General features: G+C 39.6%; 19 protein-coding genes. 5 read left to right on the top strand and 14 right to left on the bottom strand.

Going from position 1 to position 24,507, the window contains the following annotated elements; translation table 11 throughout:
- Nucleotides 1–15: 15 nt before the first annotated feature.
- Complete coding sequence (gene avs2 / locus R7H07_RS21045; RefSeq protein WP_077284313.1) at nt 16–4,509, bottom strand: AVAST type 2 anti-phage system protein Avs2; 4,494 nt, start codon at nt 4,507–4,509, stop codon at nt 16–18.
- Nucleotides 4,510–5,079: 570 nt separating this feature from the next.
- Here avs2 and R7H07_RS21040 point away from each other — a divergent pair.
- The 3 genes from R7H07_RS21040 to R7H07_RS21030 all read left to right on the top strand — a co-directional run bounded on the left by R7H07_RS21040 (nt 5,080) and on the right by R7H07_RS21030 (nt 8,301).
- Nucleotides 5,080–7,686, top strand: a complete 2,607-nt coding sequence (locus tag R7H07_RS21040) for an S-type pyocin domain-containing protein (RefSeq protein WP_276459043.1) — start codon at nt 5,080–5,082, stop codon at nt 7,684–7,686.
- Nucleotides 7,687–7,688: 2 nt separating this feature from the next.
- On the top strand, nt 7,689–7,943 hold the full coding sequence (locus R7H07_RS21035) for a bacteriocin immunity protein (RefSeq protein ID WP_025767126.1): 255 nt from the start codon (nt 7,689–7,691) through the stop codon (nt 7,941–7,943).
- A gap of 91 nt (nt 7,944–8,034) precedes the next feature.
- Nucleotides 8,035–8,301, top strand: coding sequence for a hypothetical protein (locus R7H07_RS21030; protein WP_025767127.1), 267 nt, complete (start codon nt 8,035–8,037; stop codon nt 8,299–8,301).
- 372 nt (nt 8,302–8,673) lie between these two features.
- Here R7H07_RS21030 and R7H07_RS21025 read toward each other — a convergent pair whose 3' ends face one another.
- Both R7H07_RS21025 and R7H07_RS21020 read right to left on the bottom strand, forming a co-directional pair.
- Complete coding sequence (locus R7H07_RS21025) at nt 8,674–9,609, bottom strand: nucleotidyl transferase AbiEii/AbiGii toxin family protein (protein ID WP_025767128.1); 936 nt, start codon at nt 9,607–9,609, stop codon at nt 8,674–8,676.
- A 2-nt stretch (nt 9,610–9,611) separates the two neighbouring features.
- Nucleotides 9,612–10,016 (bottom strand): DUF6088 family protein, encoded by a 405-nt coding sequence (locus R7H07_RS21020; RefSeq protein ID WP_025767129.1) that lies wholly within the window; start codon nt 10,014–10,016, stop codon nt 9,612–9,614.
- Between the two features lie 984 nt (nt 10,017–11,000).
- Here R7H07_RS21020 and R7H07_RS21015 point away from each other — a divergent pair.
- Nucleotides 11,001–11,279: a hypothetical protein gene (locus R7H07_RS21015; RefSeq protein WP_077284317.1), complete on the top strand. Its 279-nt coding sequence runs from the start codon at nt 11,001–11,003 to the stop codon at nt 11,277–11,279.
- Nucleotides 11,280–11,610: 331 nt separating this feature from the next.
- Here the strand turns inward: R7H07_RS21015 and R7H07_RS21010 are convergent, their stop codons facing one another.
- The 10 genes from R7H07_RS21010 to R7H07_RS20965 all read right to left on the bottom strand — a co-directional run bounded on the left by R7H07_RS21010 (nt 11,611) and on the right by R7H07_RS20965 (nt 23,098).
- The gene (locus R7H07_RS21010) at nt 11,611–12,408 is read right to left on the bottom strand and encodes a hypothetical protein (protein WP_025767132.1); all 798 of its coding nucleotides are present in this window, start codon (nt 12,406–12,408) and stop codon (nt 11,611–11,613) included.
- A gap of 42 nt (nt 12,409–12,450) precedes the next feature.
- Nucleotides 12,451–13,950, bottom strand: coding sequence for a UvrD-helicase domain-containing protein (locus tag R7H07_RS21005; RefSeq protein WP_025767133.1), 1,500 nt, complete (start codon nt 13,948–13,950; stop codon nt 12,451–12,453).
- A 121-nt stretch (nt 13,951–14,071) separates the two neighbouring features.
- Nucleotides 14,072–15,544, bottom strand: coding sequence for a S8 family peptidase (locus tag R7H07_RS21000; RefSeq protein WP_077284319.1), 1,473 nt, complete (start codon nt 15,542–15,544; stop codon nt 14,072–14,074).
- Nucleotides 15,545–15,555: 11 nt separating this feature from the next.
- The gene (locus tag R7H07_RS20995) at nt 15,556–16,458 is read right to left on the bottom strand and encodes a hypothetical protein (protein ID WP_025767135.1); all 903 of its coding nucleotides are present in this window, start codon (nt 16,456–16,458) and stop codon (nt 15,556–15,558) included.
- Between the two features lie 136 nt (nt 16,459–16,594).
- Entirely contained in the window at nt 16,595–17,146 is a 552-nt protein-coding gene (locus R7H07_RS20990) for a hypothetical protein (protein ID WP_025633965.1), read from the bottom strand.
- Nucleotides 17,147–17,186: 40 nt separating this feature from the next.
- Nucleotides 17,187–18,185, bottom strand: a complete 999-nt coding sequence (recA, locus tag R7H07_RS20985) for a recombinase RecA (RefSeq protein ID WP_077284321.1) — start codon at nt 18,183–18,185, stop codon at nt 17,187–17,189.
- A gap of 366 nt (nt 18,186–18,551) precedes the next feature.
- The gene (locus R7H07_RS20980; protein WP_139351515.1) at nt 18,552–19,427 is read right to left on the bottom strand and encodes a hypothetical protein; all 876 of its coding nucleotides are present in this window, start codon (nt 19,425–19,427) and stop codon (nt 18,552–18,554) included.
- The gene (locus tag R7H07_RS20975) at nt 19,376–19,828 is read right to left on the bottom strand and encodes a hypothetical protein (protein ID WP_138058892.1); all 453 of its coding nucleotides are present in this window, start codon (nt 19,826–19,828) and stop codon (nt 19,376–19,378) included. The genes R7H07_RS20980 and R7H07_RS20975 overlap by 52 nt, the downstream gene beginning before the upstream one ends.
- On the bottom strand, nt 19,818–20,138 hold the full coding sequence (locus R7H07_RS20970) for a hypothetical protein (RefSeq protein WP_025633960.1): 321 nt from the start codon (nt 20,136–20,138) through the stop codon (nt 19,818–19,820). The genes R7H07_RS20975 and R7H07_RS20970 overlap by 11 nt, the downstream gene beginning before the upstream one ends.
- A gap of 44 nt (nt 20,139–20,182) precedes the next feature.
- Nucleotides 20,183–23,098: a hypothetical protein gene (locus R7H07_RS20965; RefSeq protein WP_077284323.1), complete on the bottom strand. Its 2,916-nt coding sequence runs from the start codon at nt 23,096–23,098 to the stop codon at nt 20,183–20,185.
- A 135-nt stretch (nt 23,099–23,233) separates the two neighbouring features.
- Between R7H07_RS20965 and R7H07_RS20960 the strand changes: the two genes are divergently transcribed.
- A complete protein-coding gene (locus tag R7H07_RS20960) occupies nt 23,234–23,914 on the top strand; it encodes a hypothetical protein (RefSeq protein ID WP_025633958.1) in 681 nt (226 codons plus the stop codon).
- A gap of 281 nt (nt 23,915–24,195) precedes the next feature.
- On the opposite strand, the gene R7H07_RS20955 is transcribed toward R7H07_RS20960, so the two are convergent.
- The gene (locus R7H07_RS20955) at nt 24,196–24,447 is read right to left on the bottom strand and encodes a hypothetical protein (RefSeq protein WP_025633956.1); all 252 of its coding nucleotides are present in this window, start codon (nt 24,445–24,447) and stop codon (nt 24,196–24,198) included.
- Nucleotides 24,448–24,507: the final 60 nt, after the last annotated feature.

Genomic DNA, 24,507 nt, shown 5'->3' with positions numbered 1-24,507 from the left:
GCTGGCCACATTCTCTTATCCACTACAGGTTGTAGTGAAAATCTTATGCTTTCCTTCAATGTGATCTTCATTAATGTAAAAAGCACCGCTAAACTCTATACGTCCATAATTATGGTTCGAAGAAAAAGAGCCACCAATCACACCTTTTTCACCTAACAAAGTCCAAACAACCTCCAAATCATTATCCTTTAGCATCTTCAAAAATGGTTCTTTTTTTACCAATAAATGTGCTTTTGTATCGTGTAGAGCTTCAGCAGCAAAACAAACAACATTGTTAGCCTCATCGATATAGCTACCTTCTTGAGAACCATGTTTTAAGTTCATATTGTCAAAAATTAGAGAGCTTGGTTTAAGAAAACTTAAAGTTTCAGCCTTTGATTGATCGAACTCTTCTTCCCAACGATAACCGATAGTAGTAACACCAACATCAGCAATCTTAGTCCCTGTCTTTTTGTCTGTAACTGTCACCCAGTCCGCGCCGCTATAGTAATCAGATTTAAAGAACTTAAAAGCCTCTGACCAGTAATACTCCCTATTAAACAACTGATATCTATCTGTACTTTCAGGCATCCATCGCCCTATATAATGTTGGCTTGCAGCCCAGTTTTTAAAATGTTCATATTCAGATGACTTAACTAAGTAACTTCTAAGATGACACCAAACCTCTTTCCGTGGGTGTCCCCAGTCTTCCTTACCTACTTCTTTAGGCTCTTTCCAAGACGGATAACTTTCCAGAACAAGCCAGTCAGCACCATTATTGTCTTTTACTTCAATCAACGCCTGCGGGTTATCCAACGTAGAAGTATCCTTTACCCAATTTTCAAAAGTACAATCCCACTGAAAAGATTCTTTACTAACCCACCACTTATCTTCAAGAGGTATGCATTTATCTCCTGTATTTTTAAGCAGAATTGTTGGATCTATATCCCTTTCATAGGGTTCCCAAGGGCCTAGGTAAGGAGACTCTTTTCGCTCATCGCCGTATCCCTCATAGCGGATGTAATTATCTGAAAGTCTTGCTATAAATTCATGAAATGAAATCCATTGGTATTTTTTACCTATTCGTTCTTGATGGGATTCATGCCGTCCCCTGCCTGTGCCAATGCTTTTATCAAAATCACCATGCTTATCAGGAGACCAACCTAGATCTATTACGCGATTAAAAATAAAACATTCAGCTAGCCTAAGATCAAAATGAGCATCTGTATCTAATAAATTGTTGTTATGATCAAGGTATGGTTCAATATCTCTTTCATAAATAGTTAAAGTGTTTTCTGGTAAAGCATTTTTAAAAACTAATTTATTCGAAAGTAGCTCTTCTTCTGTTTTTCTGCCTAAAGCGACTCCCATTCGGATTATAGTTTCACCTATAACCAAATCATCAGAGTCTTCAGCATAAATAATAGGGTCTAATGAACTAAATAACTCAAGCTGTTCTTCCGATAAGTCGCTCTTAAATTTTTTAAATATTTCTTTCCTATTTACAGGGGATTGGCCAAATCTACACCCAGACCAATCTGAATGATTAGAGTTAGTGCCTATGGTGTACCTAGAGAAGTCACCCCCCCCCATAACTGAGCTCCACAATTCCCGGTAGTCTTTCTGATCATAAAGACTTTTCAGCTCATCTTTAGTTGGTATGTCATCAGGCCATTCACTTTTGTATGGGGGCTTAGTTTTAGACAATTCAATCTTTTCTGTTATCAATCCAAGGTGTGAAACATACTCTATAATCTCTCTTGCGTAGTCTCTTAAGAGGATATGTGGATATACATCCTCTGTATCAAAGACCTTTGTATAAACTATTTCAGCTACAGCGCCTAGCTCATGATGATCCTTTGTTCGCAGTACACAACCTAAGGCAACAGCTAACACTCTCTCCCAAACATAAGGATCATCTACGGCATCAAATTTATCGATTATCCTAACCAATACTGGAATTCTATTTTCTAACAAGTTAACTAAAGCTTTAGTTGAACAATCCCTCAATTCTCGATTGGTTGAAGTGAAAAACCAACAAAGCGCAGTAGCAACTAACTCAATTGAATCATCAGATATGTAACTCTTATCAAAGTCATCCCAAGCCCAATCTATTAAATGCCTGAACGTAGAGTCTTCACTATACTTATATTTTAATTGAGTAGTCCAAAATGCATCTCTGTTTGGCAAGGAATGCTTAGATAACCAATAATGTAAGAAATTAGCATTAAATGGGTGTCCTTCAATACCTGAAATTGAAATCAGCATTTCTAAAAAGTCGCTAAATGTACGCCTAAACTGAAGCACGTTGTTATTTATAAACGGTTTTAGTTTTTCGAAATCTATCGCAGAAATTTCTCTCCAAACTAAACTATCAATAAAAGAATTTATTAAGTAATCATGCTCACTGAACTCTGGCAGTAACTCATAGAGTTCTTTTCCGTATTTTTCAGGCAATTGAATCGAAAGAGCCTCAACAATTCCTTGGTTGTAGTAAAAGTCATACTCTTCTTTAAAGTAACTTCTTAGACGGCCTCCCGCCTTAAACTCATCTTCAATATTTTCAACGCCGTCAAGTAAGTAGTTTACTGTTAAATGGTCATCAAACCTTTCAAAAGATATATATACTACCTCTTCAACAACGTTTTCGTCATTTCGAGTAATTCCTTTTGTTAACAACCCTTCATCTATTAATGCGTTAAGAAAAGTTTTATCGTTAACATAGTCTCGAACAACAGATTGGACGGCAACATGCGCATTTTTAAGAGGTATACTCTTAGCCCCTGAGCCCACCTTAAGCTTGATTAATTCATTTAATGCGTCATTAACCAATGGAAAGCTGGAATCGAAACTGTACTTTTTAGGTGATGCAAGCGACTTGTTGACACCAGTAATGAAAAAACTGAGAATTTTAGATATCCCATGAAAACCTACTGGAACTTTACTTAATCCACTTTTCTTAACTCCTTCGCATAGTAATTTCAAAAATAATGGGTTTTTGAACTCTGGGTTTAAGTTAGGAGAAGAGGGTCTCTCTATATTGTAATTGTCATAGAATAAATTAACAGCTTCCAGTTCAATGTTTTTAAATCCAATATGTTCATGAGTTTCAAAGTTATTTCGTGATACATTCTCATCAGAAATGGTAATATTTTTATACGTTGACCTAACTGACATTATTAAACCAAGCCAATCAAATTGTTTAATCTCATCAACAAAACTATTTATATTATCATCCCAAAACTTATTGCCATTCCCTTCATTGATCGCATCGATAAATATCAAAACTCTCTTATTATTTTTTTGAGCATATAAATTAAGCTTTTCTAGAAAATCATTGGATGTGGTATCGACCTGTAACCTTTTAAAAATTTGTACCCAAGGAGATTCATCAGAAGTGAGCTGTTGCCCTAATAAGAAAAGAGATGGAGAACCAGTTTTAATTCTTGTTTCAACAACATCTGCAAGTAAGTGAGACTTACCAATGCCAGCTTCCCCTTCAAGAAGTAAAAACGGATTGTTCGACAAGTTTACTGTTATGGAGTTTAAGAAAGTACTTAACTTGTTACACTCATAATCAAAATCCCTAAGTTCCCTTAAAATTGATGAGTATTTATCACTGTAATAATTAGACTCTCCGGCTGCTTTTGCTTCTTCACGCAGTTTCCACAGTACCGATTCAGATTCTGCTACTGCATTGTTGCAGGAAGTAATACTGTTACAAAGTTCATCTGTTGGTATTTTAGTTAATATAGAAAAATCAATTGCTTGGTATAAGGTTGTAATTTCAGTTAGAGATTTAGATATTACAGATTGCTGTGAGGATATTTCATCACACCTACAGAGCTTGTTTCCTTTAATCAGAAAGCTATCTATATGTGAAAAAAAGAGTTCTGAAAAATCTTGAGTTCTCCCAAGACCCTCAAAGATCTTTGCTATTTCTAACTTTAAGTTTAATTCAGGTGTGTATCGTCCACCTAAATCAGCTATTGCCTGTCTGTTTTTCTCATTTAACCAATCATCACTTAGGTGAAACGTGAGCTTCTCGTCTATAGAGCGTAATAGAAGTTTCATTTGAATCAGCTCTTCATTGATATCGAATATCTTTTCCTTATAACTTTCTTCGATATGGAGCTTTTTTAACGTTGTACACTTGTTTATTTTAAGCGCTAGAATCGCATAAAAACATTCAAGTTGTTTTTGAGTTGGAGGAAGCACACTAGGACAATCACTAAACTTATTCACTACCTCAGCTTTATCAGGAAACTCTTTAAACAAAGTATATTCGTTTAGCACGTCAAATAATTGCTTAGATTGATAGAACGGAACCTTGTCTGAATCTGTTGGATATTCAACTTCAAACTCTAAAGCGGTTTCCTCGATAAGCTGATAGAGCCTGTCTACATACCTTTCCTTAGGAAAAAGCTGCTTTCGAAACCAGCCATATCCCTCCTGAGATATAAATTGGTCTACAAACTTGACAGCAACGTAGTATGACGCCCCACCAATTGCCAATGTAATTGGTTCCATTTTTATCTACCCTTAAATGCTAACAAATTATACCGTCATCATAAAAAACGGACTATTTCAAAACGTACCTGTTCTGACTTTACAAAAGTAGAAATCTCAGTAGGCTACTGTTTTTAAGGTGAATAGACTAGCAATATGCTGATGTTTGCACAACTAGAGTAACTGTGAAACCATAGAATTTGGAACTTTAACTTCATCGACCCTAATCCAGATATCTCATAAATTATGTTATGCAAAATTGTGAAAAAGTGACATCAATGGACCAATTGCTCTAACTCATTTTGGGGCAAAACCGTCTTAGAACTATTACATACACAACGTGCCCACTACGAATGTGTTCACGGGTAAAAACACCATATGTATCGCTTCAACTAAACAGGTACCGTACACAAAGACCACAGCCAACACCGACCAACTTCTTGGATTTATATCCAACTTTTTGGCTCGATAAACAAAAAATTGTATCGGCGTATACTACTATCATCCTACCTGGCTGATTTTGCAGAAGAAAGTTCATGGCATGCTTACTGCTTATTGCCGTGATAACTAGTATTCACTTTAGGTATTTGTGTGTCCTATAAAGTTCTTCCACTGTCGGAAGTAATGTCTCATGAATTTGGATTGATAGAGGGCAACTTCCATAATATTTCGGAAGCGGATATCGCCTCTGCTATTCCTTCACATCTTACTTTTGAACAGCTAAAGCAGCATCTCTACGAAGGCAATCTCGTACTCGTGAGTGATACGCCTCAAACTCCCGCTCTACTTAGTTACAACGACCCAATAGGTCCTAAAACTTGGAGGCTGAACTCTGAGGTTATCCCAGCATTCTCTGATGATGCCGCTAATAATTTATTAGCAAAAACGAAAATCACCAGAACAACGGGAGGATACAGCTCTTGTCTAGGGGAAACCTCGACGCTCGAACGAGTTTACACGCCGCAGCCAATCGCAACCGAAAGTGAAGAGGAAATCACCAAGGAATTTGAGTACAGCTTCGAAGTTGGCTGCTCGGATGCCACCATAAAGAAAATGGTGCACAGTGACTTTGCTTTAGCGAAAACTGAAAAAGAGAACGCGTTAACTCGCTGGGAACAAACCAATACCGAGCAAGGCACCCGCTACACAGCGTTATGTGTATTTGATGAGCCAAAGCGTTTAAATATCCACATCGCTGATGACAATCTCGGGCTGACGCCACAGGAAGCCGTCACACTAAAAAAAGTCGGCAGCCATAAAGCTGAGGAAGGTTTTATACCTGTTGTCCCTGCAGTGCGATTGGGCGAACGTTTAGGTTTGCCTACTGAAGGCTATTACTACCACTTTAATGATGGTGAACTTGTCCAAGAATACAAAATTCTTGGGGAAGAAAAATGGGCGTTTTACGCTACGCAATCGACACAAGACAAGCTCAATGACGAGGGTGGTTTTACTAAAGACCAAAGCGCTATTTTGGTGTATTGGAAATTAGCCGATCAAATCATCGAAAATCAATACATCATTTATCTTGAGCGACAAATCACGCGTGAAGAGCTCGATAATCTCAGTGAAGATTGGCTGTGTGAAAACGGGATAAAGTTGGATATCCCCGCATTGTTTAATGCGGTCAAACAGCCGGAAGAAGCGCGCTCAGAAGGTAACAACGATGAGACGCAAGCGGAACAAACCGCAGCGACGCACACCGTAACGGTAGGGGAAGACTGGCAAAGCATCGCTGAACTATATGGTATGGGAGCTAAAGCCTTGCTCTTGCTTAACCCAGTGTTTGAGGCCGACCCTCTGTCACTTGCGGTAGGTGATGAAATTATTGTTGCTGAGAAACAGCAACAACAAGCACCGGACAAAAAGAATACCTTTCCGCCGCTGCGCCCACAAACTTACAACAACATCCGCAACAGTCATTATCAGCACAGTGATCCATTGCTCGGGTTGACCAAATATAGAGCCATTAACACTGCCGATTGCATAGAAGGCGATGTGGTAATCCTCAATTTAAAAGACGCCACAAGCTCGCTCGTGTTCGCTAAATCCTGCACCAGACCAGAGGGATGTATTGAAATTGGCGACCAACAAGAGTCAATAAGTAACTTTGGTCCTTGGTCATTCTTCTTTGCACAAGCCAATGCAAACCCAGCTGCTGTCATACCCGCCATTCAAGCGACACAAGCACAAATGGCTATGGGCAGTTCCGCAGCTGTCGCCGGTTCCCCAGAGCAAATGCAGCAAACCCAAACCGCAGCGATGCAGTTAGATAAACTGGCCGGCACATTGAAAGACAAAATCGTCGAGGGCTACCGCTGGCAGGTCGAAGGTATTGGCGCTTTGTTTGCCATGCAGCAAAGCTTATTTGGCGATAACACCCAATACACAGACCAAGATTTACGCCAAGTAACCACGGCGCAAAGCCGCGTTCGTGTCCACATTACCGAGCCCCAAGATGGCGAGTTTTATCCGCACGTACAGGGCTATCATGTAGATGACACACGAATCCCCATCAAATATGTGAAACAAGGGAACAATGGTCAGTTGTCCGTTGCGATTGAAGAGAACGGACCAACCATATATTGGACTCCAGAAGAAAACGGTGAAGCAAGTTGGCAAACTACCCCCGATCATAGTGATGGGTTTGAAAAAGACGATATACTGGTCACGCCAATCCACTCGGATAGCGATGCGAACGTCACCGTTACGCCTGCGCCTGAAGAGAAAGACTGGCGTGATGCGATCTTGGTATTCCCTGAAAGCTCAGGCATTGCTCCGCTCTATGTAGTTTACAAAGAAAGACTGAGGGATAAGCCCGGAGTCGTTACTGGTAAGGGCGAAGATATCTTGGGTATCTGGTTAGCTGATGCGGGTAAAGATTTAGGAGCTCCAATACCGTCTCAAATTGCTGATAAGCTAAGAGGAAGTGAGTTCAGTAGCTTTGACGATTTTAGAAGAGTCTTCTGGGGCGAGATTGCCAATGATCCTACTCTATCAAGTCAATTTATACCTGCGAACCTTAAACGGATGATGGATGGCAAAGCTCCTCGAGCAAGGTTTAAGGATACCGTTGGAGGAAGACGTTCTTTCGAACTACACCATGTTGAAGAAATACAACATGGCGGTTCTGTATACGATGTTGACAACTTAAGAGTAAACACCCCCCGTAACCATATTGATATACACAAGAGTTAACGATGGAATTAAAAGACACACTGAGTGCTTATACTGAAGCTGATTTCATAAACTTAATAGATGAGATAATTGAATCAAAGGGCAGCGATGATTATCAAGATAAGTTGCTTGAACACTTCATATTAATTACGGAGCATCCGGCGGGTTCAGACTTAATTTACTACCCAGAGAACCCGGGTGAGGATACGCCTGAAGGGATAGTCAAAATAGTGAAAGATTGGCGTGCTAGTCAGGGACTTCCTTGCTTCAAAGAGTAAAAGCTAAAAGGCGTCACGATGACGCCTTTTCTCATTCCCATTCCTCAACCTGCTCTAAAAACCGCTCAAAATCCTCTTGTGTCAGAACCTTATGGCAGCTCTCGGTGAACTCAATATTTTGTCCATTGCGATTGAAGATAACGTACCAACCATCAATTGGACGCCAGAAAAAACGGTGAAGCAAGTTGGCAAACTCCCGATTCAAGTCAATTTATACCTGCTAACCTTAAACGGACGATGGGTGGCAAAGCTCCTCGAACAAGGTTTAAGGATACCGCTGGGGGAAGACGTTCTTTCTAAATGCACCATGTTGAATAAATACAACATTGTGGTTCTGTGTACGATGTTGACAACTTAAGAGCCCCCGTAATACAACATGAGGATTAACAACGAATAGCATTAGAAGAATGGATTACTTTTAGTAAGGCAAAACCCAATTAACAGGATATGAATGAGTATTTACTCTGTCTTATAATGGGGCAAAGGTGTGTTTGCCGTGATTCAGCGATATCACATCTCTGGACAGAAATGAGCGGGAGTATTAGCTCGCAAGCATCTTCTTCGGATAACTTAAATTTGGGGTAACTATCAACTAGCTTAGTAAGCTCATCACCCACATATCTAAACCTATGTGGCTGATGCGATAGAGGAGGTAACCAACTTAGGCTTTTTCAGCATTGTGCCCTACAACTGGGAGTGTAGCCCAAAACAGGGGTAGGCATTGGAAGGGTTAGCTAATAAGCTGCTCTGAAATACCTTTGAATGAGGCAAAACAGGTATCAAAGTCATGCGGCTCTGTGTTGTACACCATTGGAGCAACAAACGCGTCAAAACGTTTACGAAACTCCTCGTTGGATTCTAGCTCTTCTAATCCTAGTTTTAACTCATTGCGCGGATCATCGACAAACTCATGATGTTGATTGCCATATCGCGCCCTGTCTTCTTCCAAAACGGTATCAAACATCGGCTTTAATACGCCCATATCAATCGTATGCTCGGCGCTAATACAGTGAACATCGTAGATATGACGAACCAATGTTTCGTCATCCTTACGCTGTGGATCTCGCTTGACTGACATGGTGCGACGCAACATGGAAAGCACTTTTTCAACCAACGTCGAGTCAATAGATATACACGACATTGTGCTTACTTCGGCAGGTTGATTGTAGCTCTGCGCGACCAGCGATGAAATAGAGCGAGGCTCAACGCCCTGAAGTTCGATTGTCTCGATAAATTCCAGTTTGATATAAGGTCTTAGACACGGTGCTTGATGGTATTGTTGTGGGTACTCTATTTCGATTTCAACATAGCGATAGCTATCACGTACCGTTTTATCGCTATAATTCAGATAAGTGTGGTCAGCTAACCTCGCTATGAGGTGCTCGACTAACGCTTTGCGAGCTCTTCTCTTCGCACCAGGGCCCTTATCGAGAAACTCCTTAGTTGGAATTAATTTTATGTCGACGTCTTCAGACATTCGCAGAATCTTAATATTGGACTTGGCCAAAGCAGTTCCACCTGAAAAAACAAGCTGGTGGTGCTCACTTTCCACACCTTCCAACATGGCAAGCAGAGACACCACCCAATAGTCCTTTTCCGCGATCGACGGGTTGCCTAACTCAAGGGCATCAGATACTTCAAGAAATTGATTTTTTAGTTTTGATATACTCATTGTCGCTTGTTCAATACTCTGTTACCAACCTTAAGGCTGCGATTGAAATGCTTAGAGTCCCACTTGTACCTGATGGACGCTGGTATTTGAGTGGACTGTCCATTGATACTCTTCAATGACATAGCATCCAGCTCAAAGTCTACACCGCGCATTTTTAGGATCTCACGCATGATTGCGTCAGTACCACCGGGATTCGTAGGCATAGGTTTATTAGTTAAGCTGTTGATTGTTGACTTGGTGTATAAGCCATACCCGATTTTCATCAGCACACCTTTATCCACAAGTTTCTTCAATACACGACCAACCTGGTCATAGCTAGCATAGTTGTCGAAGTCTTTACGTTCGAACACATAGCGTCGAGAGCGCTTTATCTTTTGATAAATAAGATCAGTTGCTGTCATGACTCACCCTCCTACATAGTGCTTGACCCTAGTATACTCGAAGCCCATCGTTATTTGAAACACATACGGCATTCATTTAAGAAAAAATACGACGTGCATATTTTTAATAACAACCTATGAGTATGTTTTTACTTGATTTTTTTTCACTTACAAATTAACGACCTCATTTAAAAAAAATAAGCGACCCAATTCAAAAATAAACCTTTACATTGGTGTAAATGGCTATATAGCGCGTGACTACCGAATGAAGCTCATGTGTGCTCACTGACAGGGAGGAGTTATTGGGAGGAACTGATTGTAGTTGATATGACCGAAGCTATTCATTTGTCTGGTATACTAATTTCAACGTTTAATGCTCATGTTTATGTCGGGCGGCATGATAATGAAACTAATGAATAACTATTGGCTGCTCCTTTCAAAGAGAATGAAACCAATGGAAGTATTGATTTAGCTTAAAAGTCTTAAAGGTGAAAAGATGCAGGACTTTGATTAAGCGGCTCAGTCCGCTTTAGAAATGCTTGAGGCCAAGATTCTGGAATTGTTAGTGAAAGCAGATAAAGATGGATTATCCGAGGCCGAAAGTTTCTACTTTGAAGATTTGCTTCAAGAACGTCACGAGTTAGCAAATGAATTAGAAACCAAATAAGCGGGGAAAAGATGGCTTTGAAAACAAGCAACTAGTGATTCTGATATTTACGCAGCATTACAACATCTAATGTCATTACCTCATACTGTGACTGCAACAATGCCGCAACCTTGGGCTAAACAAACATTTTTGGAATGGTTGAAAGAATCACTCCCCAAAAAGATTCAGTACGGGGATCATTTTGATGTTGCTACTGGTGTTTACGCGCATGTAGTTCCAGTTGGTCACGGTTACTCAAAATGCCCAAATGATGATCGATACTTGATTGTTTTGTCTATTCGGTCAGGTAATACAGATTTAGACCATTTGAACGAAATTAACTGATAAAGGGAAAAAACGTGGATATACATGATTTTACAGGTTTCAAGCTTGAACTTGTTCCTAACTGCTCAGAGTCTCCAATGATCTTGAAGATTGATGGAACAGCGTCCCTTAGCATTGAATTACCATCGACAGGAGAATTTCATATTTTCCCTGCTGATGATGATTCCGATTATCACGTTGTAATGTTCAAAATGAATGGAGCGAAAAATAACCCGCCTGAAGTTAGTTTTCACGTGCTCGCGTCAGAGCTGGAAACATTCAAGAATACTACCGTTCTGCCAGTAATCAGTTAGAGAGGAAAATTCATGGCTATGAATCTAAAAAGTAAAGCAGATGATGGTTGATGTCGAGAACGCAAAGCAAGGGATGCGAGGCTACAAAACTGCCTAGAAGCTTGGGTGGCATGGCTTCGATGATTCAGGTTTGTTTCATTGTTCAGGAAACAATTGTCTATGGATTTACGCTGGTTGCATTGTGACCGTTCTTGGCTCGCTACTCAAATAGTAAAAAGTGGCAGTGAAACTAGGTAACGCTGCCAATTTAGTATGAAACTTTAATGCTCAGTATGAAGCTTTATTCTACTCACACTATTACATAAGAAAAAACCAACTAAGAATTCAACACTTACTGCCTACCAGTACTCTCTTTATAGTCAGGGAACCTTTCCTGATATCGTTTAGCAATAGAATGATTGCTATTGTTTTCTGAGACAGCCCTGCCCCCTTCTAAAAACAAAATGTGCCTCACTGGTATACGTTCTCTGAGTAATTCTTCTAGTTCACTAAAATCGAAACGTTTCCCTAATTTACATTTGCAAACCGTACGTACTAAGCTCCCCATTTTGGAAACCCTTTGCTTCTCTAGAGCAAGGGTATCAATATCATTATCACTCCAAACGTTCGGATTAGGAGGAATATCATTATGGTAGTATGCAAGATAATGGAGAATACAGGTAGAACCATTAGGATTTCGGTCACCTATAGGTGTACCATTTGGTTTGCTTGAATAAAACTGCTCCCATACAACAAATCCCTGTTTGTTAGGTACTACCTGACGGGCTATTTGAGATGAAAAGTGAGAGGTAGGTGGTTGATAATTAGGTTTCAGATAGTCCCAATTTGGCCGATCACTTTTTGCTTCAAACAAACATAGTTTCCCGACTCCCTTGTCATAATCAATCAATAAAACACAAGCATCAACGCCCCATGCTTGCTCTTCATTTGATTTCAACTTCTGTGAAAATGCAGCTGATTTTAACGGTAGCCTAGCATTAATCCTATTACGAATTTCTGCAGTTAGGACAGATGTATATTCATTTTCACTAGAAATGATACCTATACTAAAATCGGTTCGAAGATCAACATCAACTTGATTGATCAACTTTTCTATCAACTCTCTCGTTTCTCTGTCAAAAAGTGCCATTTACTTACTTCTCCTAATTTACTCATCTCGATAGAATTATGATTAGCGTCTCTTTTTAAAACGGCCTGAGCTACTTCTTTTGTTCTTTTGAAACTCTCTTGCCAGTTCAAAAATGTTTTGTGAGCAACGTCGTACAGAATGAAATGGATGGGATTCTACGAATCGTAACTTGGCTCTTGTGATGGCGACATACATTAGATTCAACTCATCTCGAATTTCGTCTTCTGTACGCTCGATTAATTTCAATTGGTCACAAAAATCATCCCCTAGCACCACCTGGTCAAACTCTAAGCCTTTCGTTCTGTGGCAAGTTCCTACGACAACTTCAGCAGCCTCAATTTTATCCACTTTAGAAAGCTTCAAGTTCTCATAAATATCAAACAAACCAGTATCATATTTAGAGACAAGTCTGAGGATTCTAGCCATATCGATGTTTTTCGTTTTTTTCGCAACTTCTACGAAATCTTCGAATGTAGTAAAATCACGCTTAAAGTCGCGTGAGCGTATTTTATCGTACTGCTCTAGCTTCAAGTAGAGTAAATCAAAGAGCTCGTTAAATGGATAGTTATTAAAACCTCCAGTCCAGTAAATGCTCTTGCCACGTTCGTCAGCTTCTATCGCGACTTCAATCGTTAATACGATCGTACGGTTGATATAGGCTATCTGGAGATTTTCATCTAAATCGTTTTCTGAAGTTAAAACAGACTCGATAATGCCATTATCGGTCCCCTTAAGCCGTTCATGAACACCAAGTTGGTTCAGAAAGGCATTGGCATATGTAGCAACCTGTTCATTGAAGCGAAATGACTGGGTTAATGAGAAAACTTCGGCTCCACTATTTTCTTGAACTTTCAGTGCATCTTCGGCACCGCGATAACGATAAATTTGTTGCGACTCATCACCACATACATAGACTCTCATATTAGTTTGAGCTTTCATAAAAGCTCTCACTGCAGGGTTAAGGTCTTGCCCCTCATCTACAAGTAGCACATCAAAATGCTCGCTCAAATCTACTTGGGCAATAGAGAAACCTTTTAGGTAACCATCGTGCGTCATGGGAACCGGACTTTCCAATAACTGCATTTCATTCCAGATTTGCTTGGCACTAGAAACTAGCTGTTCTTGAATATCCAATGATTTTTTATTTTTGGGGTTGTATGGAGCGTGTTTTTTTTCTATTTCTTGATCTTCACTACAAAAATAGTTTTCTAAAGTAACCATAGTCCCGTTTGCGATGGACCAGTCGCACCTGAGGTGCTTTCTAATCAGCCCCATGCTGAGGTTTTCTGCAAACTTGTGGCGGTAGTATTTTCCTACGAATTGATATGCTAACTGATGGCCAGTGAGTGATAGACAATTGGGAGGTAAATTAGCGGCATCTGCGATCGGACGATTATAAGTAATATAGAGCATTCTTAGCTCTGGATATGCATTCGCGAACAATCTAAATAATGTAGTTTTACCAGTTCCTGCAAGCGCTTTGATCACAGCAAGCCTAACAGGTTTGTATATGACGTTTTGTTGTTCTAACGTTGGTTTCATTTTGCCCCCAAAGCTGTTTTAATATGGTATATTGTGACAGCAAAACAAAAAGCAGTCAACTATCATATATAATAAACCCCGGAAAATATCCAGGGTTTATCAATTAGTTAGATTTCAGTTTCTATAGATTACATTGGTGAGGTTTTTCGAGATTAGAAACCGTTAGTGGCGTTAATTCATCGCTAAAGCAATGGTACTCATCAACGAAGTTCTTTTCACACATACGGTAGGCAAAGAGCTCATTACCCACATTTGGAAGCATAAGTTTTCCATTTGTAGTGTCTGTAACTAATTCAGCACCTGCCACATCTAATGAATCAAGGCTTGAAACTTTATAAACTTCTATTTTGGTGTTATCGCTAGTGACATGATCATTTAACTTAAACTCCCCCATTGAACAAACATCAATAGAACCACCGAGAGTATCTAAGTAAAACTCTACATCACACTCACCAGCTAGTGGACTTTTTAACGCTACCCCTTCCTCTGACAACTTTCTCATTTGAAGCATTGCCTCATATGCATTCAAAACACCATAGCCGCAATATCCATTGTCACAAGAATAATTAAGAAAACCACTTCCCGCTTCACCGACCACTGGTTTGCCTGTCGATTGTTTAAGAATGGTAATGATTTCTGTAGGAGTTAAATCGGGATTTTCGTTGAGCATTAGTGCAATTGTGCCCGTTACTAGAGGTGTCGAAAGACTCGTTCCAGCCGTTTCGGTGTAGTCCAAAGCTCCATCATTATTCGAATCAACGATTGTCGGCAATGAGAGGCGGTCACCATAAGCAACAATGTCTACGTTAACATCAAAGTTAGAAAACCCAGACTTATATCCATCTAATTGGTTTGAGCCTACTCCGATCACACCGGGACAATCTTTTGGTAACCCTGTTTCATAATTAACGCCTCGATTCCCTTGCGCTGCCACAAAAGTAATCCCCTTATCTTGCGCTACTCGAATCGCGTCTTGAACGTCACCACCACACATTGTGTTCCGCAACGTTAACGACATATTTATAACATCAACTGGCTCTGAAATTAGCGGTACACCAGGAACCTCTTGTCCACTCAGCCACTTGATTGCAGCAGTTAAGTCTTCAACTTTTGCTTCACTACATTTCAGTGCTCGAGCTGCAACCAATTCAACATCAGCTACACCTTTTACGCCATCCCCTTGAGGGTTGGCACCAATTAGTGATGCAACCATATTGCCATGACCTATATCGCAGTGTTCACCACGGTCAGATATCGGTGTGTCAAAATTTGCTGTGTAACCTTCAGTTCCGATAAAACTATATCCATCAACAAAAGGAAGCTCTGGAGTATTTAAAAAGCCTCCATCTATAACACCCACACGTGTCACGTTATTGGTTTTTGCAGTATCTCTGGCCTTAGAAATACTATTCGCCCCTTTAAGTAAGTCTTGGTCTGCCCAATAGGTATTTAACTGTGACTGGTGGTAACCAGTTGAGTCTGACATCGCTAAAGGATCGACTCCTTTAAATAAGATAGGTTCTGCAATGTTCGCATGAGCATAACCTTTAAAAACTGCAGCGCTAATTAGTAGAGATAGGGTGATTTTGTTCATTCTATTTGTCCTTAAATGCTGCAATTGCCGTAAGTAGGGTCAGTTAAATTTTCAACAAACTGAAATTCAGGGTTGAACTTGAAAACTGACAGTTCAGTAAACTGACCGTAGTTCACATTACCTTTAAAGAATGAATAGCCTGTCGAAGAGGCATTGAAATCCACTGCTGGGAGTACACTCAGGCTATTCTCTTTTGCGGCAATCTTGTTCAGATGATCTATGTATTGTTTAGCGCTTGCGTTTAGTTCAGATTCAAAACTTGATAATGGATTAACAAGTAGAGTCTCTATACCACCATTATGCACCTTGCTTACTGCCAACTTGATGTCGTTTAGTTTGTCCAGGTATACCTGCTCATCAAATTCGGGTGTAAATGGGAGCTGACCATGACCCATCAATAAAAAAACCTTTTCATAAGCATGTTGGAGTGATTTTAGCTCCGAAAACTGCTTAATCTCTTCACTGTTATCGATGTACGTTGAAGCGACTTCAAGACGCTCATTAAGACTTGTGTTAACAATATCAAGGCTAAAGTTCGTAGATATTTGCTCGCTGCCATCTTCAAGTGTCAGTGTGAGGCTCAAATCACCTGAAGACTTAAGTAATTCATCTGCTGAAAGAATTAAATTCGATTTATTTACAGACCAATGAATATTTTTTTCATATTCACTTAGAGGAATTTGATTGAGAACCGACTGTGGATCTCTTACAGTAAGAGTGTAGTTATCTGATTTTGAGTTTGTTTCTAATTGGACGGTTATTGACGCCCCATTCTCCACTAGTGATTGAGTTGGATCTGTTACAGTAAGTACAAGTGACTTATCGCCACTACTGCTATTGGTGCCACCACCTTCTCCGCCACCACCACAGCCAGATAGGACTACTAAAATCGAGAGTGCTAAGTAGTTTTTCACTTCAAATCCTTTTTTTTATACGTAAATGACATAGATTAGTTTTCTAAATAAACCAGCGATTTCGCTAGTTTATTGATTGCTCTCAGATTATCCTTATCCAGATTCACGTTTTGAGCTTGCAGTTCAACTTTTGTCGTTAAGTTGAGGACTTAGAATGCTTTTTCATAAGCTTTTCTTTCAAAGCGGGCAATTTTCGCTCAGATGTCTCGTATTCGACAGCTAGTTCCAAGAGCTCATCATTACTAAATCGACTCGTTAACCCAACGATCGCTGCCAAGCCTTTTGACATGGCGCCTTTTTTTCGTGCGTTATCCACAACGCTATTACGAGTACCCAATAATGAATACACCCCTAACTTCGACATACCCAGCTTCAGGAGACGACTCTCCAGAGCATCATAATGCTTCACTTTACAGCGCTGTGACTCTGTAACGCTTAAGATAGGATTGTTTACACTCTGAGATAGAATGTGGATCTGTTGCTCTTTTGGCATTTTCAAAAGAAAATCAACGCATCGAATATGCGATTCCTTTACAGGTTCGTCGGGATTATTTTTGTACTTTTGAATCGCGACTTCATTTGAGCCAAGAAAATAAGCTAATGAGCGTACAGACTGCCCCTTTCTCCGTGATTGCAATTCATCAAAAGGTAATTTGTCTAGATTTTTCTGAAAGTCACTAAATAACATTATGCCTTTATGTTGCGGTTTTCCCGCAACATACCTTAATCTAATTAATCCGAGATAATATCTCTTCAAGAAGGACTTTGTCGTTTTCTAAGGCCTCTGTCGCTGACAATCTGCCCTGCCCAAGCTTAAGGTTTTTGTAAAGGTACCAAGTACCACGTTTGTCTATAATTCGAGCATCTAAGCCTAAATCAAGAACTTCACCGTAGTAATCGAAACCCTTACCAAACAATATTTTGGTTTCAGCTTGTTTAAATGGAGGGGCAAGTTTGTTTTTGACAACCTTAATCCTGGTTTCATTACCCATTGTACAATCGGTGACTTTATAGCTCCCCGTTCTGCGAATATCAATTCGCGTTGTAGCGTAGAACTTTAAAGCATTTCCACCTGTTGTTGTCTCAGGGTTTCCAAAACCACCAATTTTAAAACGAATTTGGTTTATGAAAATAGCCATGGTATTCGTTTTCTTTAGAATACCTGTTAGCTTCCGGCATGCTTGCGACATTAACCTCGAATGAAGGCCCATACTAGCTGCCCCCATCTCTCCTTCTAACTCCATTTTAGGACACATTGCTGCGACACTATCGATAACAATAATGTCTACTGCTCCCGATAGAGCAAGAGTTTCTGCAATAGACAGAGCTTCCTCCGCACTATTTGGCTGCGAAACATACAATTCTTCGCTATTAACGCCAATTAATTTGGCATATCCAGGATCAAGCGCATGCTCAACATCAATGAAGGCACAAATACTTTCTTTCTTTTGTGCTTCAGCAATGACTTCCAATGCCAATGTCGACTTTCCGGAGCTCTCCGGGCCAAAAACTTCATGAATACGACCTCGCGCTAACCCGCCCACTCCTAAAGCTTTATCAAGCTTAGGTGAGCCTGTAGATACGATGTCAAGATTGTTAGTTGTTGCTTCGCCCCCAAGGCTTTGCACAGCACCCTTGCCAAATTGTTTTTCAATTTGCCCTAAAGCAGCAGCAAGAGCCACGCTTTTAGGTGAAGGATTGCTGTTATTGCTAGCTATTGTAACCATAACTACCTCGCTCTGTTTTGTTATATATTATAGTTGAGCAAAGTGTTTGTCAATGGTATTTAATACCATATTAAATCATTTTATAGCTACTGTTTATTTCTGGAATGAGGTACTTCGGTAGGCATATAGGTAAGAATTGTATCCAGATTGATCAGGCTGTCATCTGGCTCCAGATTTCCGGCTTTTGACTCTATCTGACTTGCACTTGCATTATCAATTGGGCTAGGTAATAGCTGAATCCCAAGTACAATGCTAGAACACAGAAACCAAACAATGAGTATCGTCTTTTGCAAATTATCTCTACGCTTGTGCATCTCTAACCCTCCAATTTAATATCATATATTATAGATTGGTTTGTAAATTTTTCTATCTATATTCGGGCTTATATCGATATAGACGCAAAGTTGAGATATAGGGTTGCTCTTCAAACTTACTACGAGCTTTACTAGACCCCAGTCTTTTAGACTTTGGGGTAGACTCAATCGAAACCATAGAACCAATGAGTACCGTTCTCGCTGAATCCATATCGGTAGTTACAACAAATATTGGTAACGAAGCAACTCTTGAATGACTTTTCTCTCCCACTCCTGGTACATATTTAGTGATGTTCGCTTTAATACTTGTTGGACTTGGCGTCCGGTGCACAAGAAACTCCGAATCAGAAATCTCTGCAATTTTCTTAGAAACGATGTCAAAGCTATCAGAACCGTTATCAATGATTTCTTTAGCTAACTCAAGCGCTTCTTCTTTTGAGTATTTCTTTTGGTTACCCCACCCTTTTGATTCGTTATAAAAAACTATTTTTTTAGGTAGCGCCTCTTCTACCACCAGCAAGCGTTCACATTGTTTAAAGTGAACCCTTTGCATGCCTATCTCTGTTAATAATTTTCTTACATAATTCAATGCGGCAGTATTGCTTTTGCATTTACTCGAGGCCTTAGCTTCTTTTACAGCGTCTGAAAATGCCTTTTTGGCATGATTTACTTCTAGTAATTTGGGAACTACATCTTCAGGAATGAAGACCACTCCAGGTAACTGGTTTAACTCTCGTCCTGATTGGTATTCATCGTAAGTGATCGCCGTTATAGCTCTAATGACCGCTTTAATTGGTTTGATGTCAGAGGGATTGTTTAACTGAACGTTAAAGTACGTTTGCTCTAAGGAGTGAGCAAACGCATGAAGTGAGGATTCTAATGACTGAAGTTTTCGTATGACTGGCACACTGTGTAGTGACTTGGACACTCTTCTTCTCTCTCTATCATTTTGGATTGATTTGTTTCAACCCGCTTAGAGCCCCTTTGAGAATAGGTTGCCACCTTATCAAGGAAACCTCTATCGTTAAAAACAAAGTCAACATACTCTTCATACATCGGCAACCCAATTTTATTTTCCCAATATCTATAAGTAACTACTCTACCCCATGGGAAACTTTGGGTTAGTTGGGGCTCACCGAATATCTTAAATAGTTCAGTTTCAGTAGTTAACCCAGGATCAACTAAGTATGCTGGATTATTAGGGATTCTTGTACCACCAGCACCATATTCACCAGTAAAACCAAATACTGGATCAAGACTATCATTTTGAGCACAACCGAAAAGGGAGGCGCTCAACATTACAGCTAACATTAATTTCTTATTCATCATCTTTTCGTTTCGTCATGATATTGAGGGTTTGTTTTACAAAACTAAAATCAGGTACAACTGGCATAAATGCCGCTCTCATATACTGTCGAACTGTTCGATGTATTGAGAACAAGAACCGCCCAATAAAACTATCTATTTCCGATTCATTTAGTTCTTTGTATGTCACCTTAATTTGGAATATTGAGGCGACTACCACGACGCACACTACTGGAATTAACCAGTTAGGAACGAGTGTGTAGTACATATTCAACCCCCAAAAAATAGCCGCTATAACACCAAGTAATGGAAGAAGAGCAATTGCAGCAACCATAGGAAGCCTCCTGTTGTTTTATAATAGGTTACAGCATATACAACTTAAAATCCAATTCCTAAATTCATATCAGTGTCAACCTCTTGTTTAACTTTTTCGTCTACTTGTTTGCACTTGTCTTTTACTGGTCCAGAAAGCTTATTGAGAATTTCATTATTCACAGATGTATCTATAGTGAACTCATTAACTATATTACCAAGCTTGGCTTTAACAACTGCTGGTGGAGTTGGTTCAGCCCTGTCAACAGCTTCTATTTCAGTACTTATGTTAGAATGCAAAGATGGTTTACCTGTCCACGAACTTACCTCAACCTGCCTTAATATCTCAAGAAGGTCCTTGGGGTTTGCAGAGTACGGTAGGCTTAACTGACTACCTTCAAGTTTGGGTTCATTATTATTATCGAAAGTGATATTTAAGAGTTTAATGTGCCCATTGTTCGAGTACTTATGGATAAAGTCTTGTTTAGCTGCAATCTGCACCTCTGTAGATAAATTTCTACCAGCGTCTAAATTCGCTTTATAACCACGATACAGGTCAAACGACTGATGCTCATGTTCAACATAACCTGTTTTTCTAACGACCAAACCTTGATCAATTACTTTACCATCAATGAACTGGTTGAACTCTCCAGCCTTTTTAATCGCGTTTACCAGGAGCTCATCCACATTTAAAGAGGTCTCGGTAACCTTGCCTAATTTCTTGAGAACAGAGTCCCTAAACCCTTGGAGCTTGTTAACCAATGAAACCTTAATAACTGGCTGTATACGATCAATATCTCTTAGATCAATACTTTCAGCCTTCATTGCTAACCATTCTTCCGCAAGGCTACGTCTATCTAGAGGCTTGTTTTCATCAAGGTGCCCATAGTTTTGTTTTATTGTAGCCTTGTCTTCAGTGGAAATGTTTTGCCAAACAGTCTCCATAAGGTCCACATACTCGGAGTTTGTGAACATCTTCTTAAATCCCAAGTGTACCGCTTCATGTGCAATAGTCTTTCGAAGTCCTGACTCATATGCGTTATGTTCACTTTGTAGATTCACATGCATTTCACCATTGTGGGCAACCCCAGCGAGTGTAGAGCTGTAACTTTTCAGATCATTACTAAGAAAGTTCATTGAATCTATCGTTTCATGTACACGAATCTTTAAGTAAGGGTGATTAGCCTGAATCTCTTCAAGAATCTTTATTGATTTGGGGATATCCAGCTCAGGATCTACTTGGGAAGTGGGAGCAGCACCTATTGTTCTTAACGTGTCAGGATTATGTTTTATAAAAGAATGTACAGCTTGAGCTTTACCATCACGCTCGAGCTCACTGTAAAGAATAGTTTTACCTTTAAAGCCTTCCTCCCTCAGCTTCTCTATTGCCAACATTTGATCGATAATTTCAGGCTCAGTTACTGCTTCAGGTAAAATGATTGCTCGAACATCTTTTATGGTCAGTTTTTGAATGGGGTCAGCTTTCTCAGAACCTATTGGCGAAAACCTTGTAGCCTCAGCTAGCTGGTATAATTCATTCGATAAACTATCGCTCAAAGCTTCTTGCGAAACAGGTTTGTTTAGCGATAAAGATTCCACTATTCTACTGAATACATCTTCCTTTGCTTTTGATACATCAATACCTTGGTCCACCGATAACTGGGATACTATCCCTTCAAATTTTTTAATAAGGTCCGCATAATACTCAGATGTATGGTTAGTTGACCCAACAAGCTCACCATCCAGGGTCGCTTGTATTTTACTAAGGTCTTGGTTAGATAAATGTACTAATGCTGCCATCATCTGCGGAATAGTGACATTATTGGAGTTTTCAAGGAAGGCCATAGCTTCATGTTTACTTTTTAGTTCTACACTCGGCTCTAACTTGCATTCTAAGATGTTGTTTAATAACCAAGTATTGAAAGCATCCCTCTCACTGTACTCATCCAACTGCAAATTTAATTGTAATGATAGAGCTTCATGGTCTACTTCTGATTCTTTTGTATATACGTCTAGTAGTTGTTCAAGGTGGTACCTTAAGCCCATTAATTCGTTTCGCGGATCTAATTGTTTGTATAGTGTTGTTGCAGTTTCGTCTAGTAACTCAATACTTTCTTTGGAGTCATCGAGCTGCATCTCATTCATAAACGATAAAACTTGTGATTTAACGGCGCTATCAATTTTGTCATTTAATGATTCCCCTTGCTCTAACAAAAACTGTTTAAAGTCTGGTTCAACGCCCTCAAGCTTTTGAGCAGTAGTGAACTTCAAGTACTCTTCAGCAATTTCTACTAAATCTAAATTCTGAATAAATCTTGCACCGGGTAGATTCTTCTTTGGCAAGTCTGCAAATCTTCCCTGGCTATATTGATAAGCTAAAAGTACTTCTGGTCTTTTACAAAGCTCCAGAGCAGACTCTAAACCATTTTCACTAATAGCGTTTTCTAAATTTGTTGAATCAATACCTAGATTATTTAGTGCTTCGAGCATGCCGGGCCACTCTGAAAGACGCTCCATATCCACAGTGAAGTTCGATATTAATGGGTTGTTTAATTTTCCTTGGGGTGTCCAACAATCAGACTGAGTGATCGTATTTTGAAAATCTACGATTAAATCGATACCTTGATTCGATTCAATGAACTCCTGGAAGGTATTCGTTTCTACCTTAAACCCCTCTCCACTTTTGACTTTATCTAAAAGTGAACTTAGGTTTCCATTTAAACTAAAGCTCGCAATGAGAGAGTTCTCATAACCATTTTCATGAGTCACATCCCAATCTTGCTGTTTCAAATGGTGAAGGGTGTAATAGGTATTGGCCATGCCTTGAGGCACTAGTTTTAAGGTATCTACCATCTCATTTGCTAATGGATGATCAAGGCTTAACTCTTTCCCTTTAATTGAACCATTAGAAAACTCACCGTGTTCCATTAGGTTGTCTACAATACGCTCTCTATCTCGGGTAATGATATAGCTATAAACCATAATTTTAGACCTTGTTATTTATCCGCAAATGACATATTTACTATATTCCATAATCTTTATAAATTCGATTTATTTCAACTCGCGCGTGTGTTAATGTGGTATTTATACTGTGTAATTATCCTTCAGGTACAGCTCATGAAAATCTCAAATTGGCCATCACTCATTAAATGGATTATCTCTGTTGGACCAAAATCAGCCTCTACAAGTCAGCAATATATTACTTCACTGCAAAGTCGTGACCGAGACGCTTGGCGAAAACGAGTATCAAAGTTTAGCCCCAAATGTACTTTTGCTGGTGTTATTAGTGATGCAATGCACGAAAAAAGAGGCGGACTTGTAATTGGTATCGAGACTAAATGTGAAGGCAAGATAAATTTGTTGATCCCTAAAAACAAATGCAACGAAATGGATTTAGCGAAGTCGATACTATCTAATGCATCTATAGTTTCTATCACTTTCACTCCATACATTCATTTTGAGTACGGTCTAATTGGGCTAGTAGAAAGCATAAGTTCTTTATGCCACAACACAGAGAACCAAATATCAATTAAACCTAAACAATTGCCGAAAAATGCAACCTCGACCAACACTACTATCACTCAAAGTGTTCCTCGTTCCACCAATAGCTGGAACAGTTCGAGTGACGAGCAATTGATGAATTACTTGAGTCAAGATATTGGTTTGAGGCAGATAGCTTTACAGATGAACGTAACACCAAAATTCATTACAAATAGAATGCTGCAACTAAGCATAATTGACATTGACCAGTTCGCTGAAATAAAAAGGCAACTGTTAGATTTAGGGTGCTTTCAATAAATGGCTAATGCCACTTGATACCGAAGAGGATTAAACAAGTGGTAGTTTTGTAGAAATATCTATCGTAGAAGCAGCGATCAACAAGTGCTTTGCTTGGTCAAAAACCTCAGGCAAAAACACTATCAAATGAACCAAACAAAGAGGAGCACCAACTTAGTAAATGGTCTCCGAACGGAGCACGGCTTTGAATGTCATATCACGTTTGACCTTGTTTTGACTCACAGCGTTCCGGCGACGGAACGCGATTCAATTCTTGTATAGCGCCAAATGAAAAATTTATATTAGTATCCCCGATGATGATCGTTCAGGCCTTGATATATAGCACTAGCGATTAAATAACCTGTCAATCCAAATACAGACAGAGCATTAGTATGTAGTGCACCATTGAAGTAAGTAGTGATTAGAGATGAAATAAACACCACTACAAAAATTAAAAGCGCTATCTTGAAGCCCCAGTCAACAAAGAAGTCTATTGCAGGACCAAAGCTCAAAGCTAGGTTGTTATTCTCCATTACATTCTCAAGCCTTTTCACAAGCTTCTCCTAGTTTTCTTTATAGGGTTTTCGAATAGATTTTGGCGCTTTGGGTAGCCC

Origin of the sequence: Vibrio sp. Vb1127, assembly GCF_033338735.1 — a bacterium.
Taxonomy (GTDB): Bacteria; Pseudomonadota; Gammaproteobacteria; order Enterobacterales; family Vibrionaceae; genus Vibrio; species Vibrio alginolyticus.
Note: the sequence above shows the minus strand (reverse complement) of the source record. Positions and strands in the feature narration are given on the sequence as shown.